Origin of the sequence: Klebsiella sp. GB_Kp047 (assembly GCF_040065235.1) — a bacterium.
Classification (GTDB): domain Bacteria; phylum Pseudomonadota; class Gammaproteobacteria; order Enterobacterales; family Enterobacteriaceae; genus Klebsiella; species Klebsiella quasipneumoniae.
Genome location: NZ_JBEAJG010000023.1, coordinates 1 through 1,229, shown reverse-complemented (window position 1 = coordinate 1,229; position 1,229 = coordinate 1). Strand labels below are relative to the sequence as shown.

Annotated in this window: 1 tRNA gene and 1 rRNA gene; both read left to right on the top strand. The window is 50.7% G+C overall.

What is annotated here, in order from left to right:
• Positions 1-120 precede the first annotated feature (120 nt).
• Positions 121-196: transfer RNA gene (locus tag ABLV76_RS08370), tRNA-Glu, on the top strand.
• Between the two features lie 190 nt (positions 197-386).
• Positions 387-1,229 (top strand): 23S ribosomal RNA (locus ABLV76_RS08365); the annotation flags it as partial.

Here is a 1,229-nt window from a genome sequence, read left to right as displayed (position 1 = left end):
ACCGTAGGGGAACCTGCGGTTGGATCACCTCCTTACCTTAAAGAACCTGCCTTTGTAGTGCTCACACAGATTGTCTGATGAAAGTAAAGAAGCAAGGCGTCTTGCGATTGAGACTTCAGTGTCCCCTTCGTCTAGAGGCCCAGGACACCGCCCTTTCACGGCGGTAACAGGGGTTCGAATCCCCTAGGGGACGCCACTTGCTGGTTCGTGAGTGAAAGACGCGTGCCGAACTATCTCAAAACTCATCTTCGGGTGACGTTTGAGATATTTGCTCTTTAAAAATCTGGATCAAGCTGAAAATTGAAACGACACACAGTTAATGTGTGTTCGAGTCTCTCAAATTTTCGCGACACGATGATGTTTTACGAAACATCTTCGGGTTGTGAGGTTAAGCGACTAAGCGTACACGGTGGATGCCCTGGCAGTCAGAGGCGATGAAGGACGTGCTAATCTGCGAAAAGCGTCGGTAAGGTGATATGAACCGTTATAACCGGCGATGTCCGAATGGGGAAACCCAGTGTGATTCGTCACACTATCGTTAACTGAATACATAGGTTAACGAGGCGAACCGGGGGAACTGAAACATCTAAGTACCCCGAGGAAAAGAAATCAACCGAGATTCCCCCAGTAGCGGCGAGCGAACGGGGAGCAGCCCAGAGTCTGAATCAGCTTGTGTGTTAGTGGAACGGTCTGGAAAGTCCGACGGTACAGGGTGATAGTCCCGTACACCAAAATGCACAGGCTGTGAACTCGAAGAGTAGGGCGGGACACGTGGTATCCTGTCTGAATATGGGGGGACCATCCTCCAAGGCTAAATACTCCTGACTGACCGATAGTGAACCAGTACCGTGAGGGAAAGGCGAAAAGAACCCCGGCGAGGGGAGTGAAAAAGAACCTGAAACCGTGTACGTACAAGCAGTGGGAGCACCTTCGGGTGTGACTGCGTACCTTTTGTATAATGGGTCAGCGACTTATATTCTGTAGCAAGGTTAACCGTATAGGGGAGCCGCAGGGAAACCGAGTCTTAACTGGGCGTTAAGTTGCAGGGTATAGACCCGAAACCCGGTGATCTAGCCATGGGCAGGTTGAAGGTTGGGTAACACTAACTGGAGGACCGAACCGACTAATGTTGAAAAATTAGCGGATGACTTGTGGCTGGGGGTGAAAGGCCAATCAAACCGGGAGATAGCTGGTTCTCCCCGAAAGCTATTTAGGTAGCGCCTCGTGAA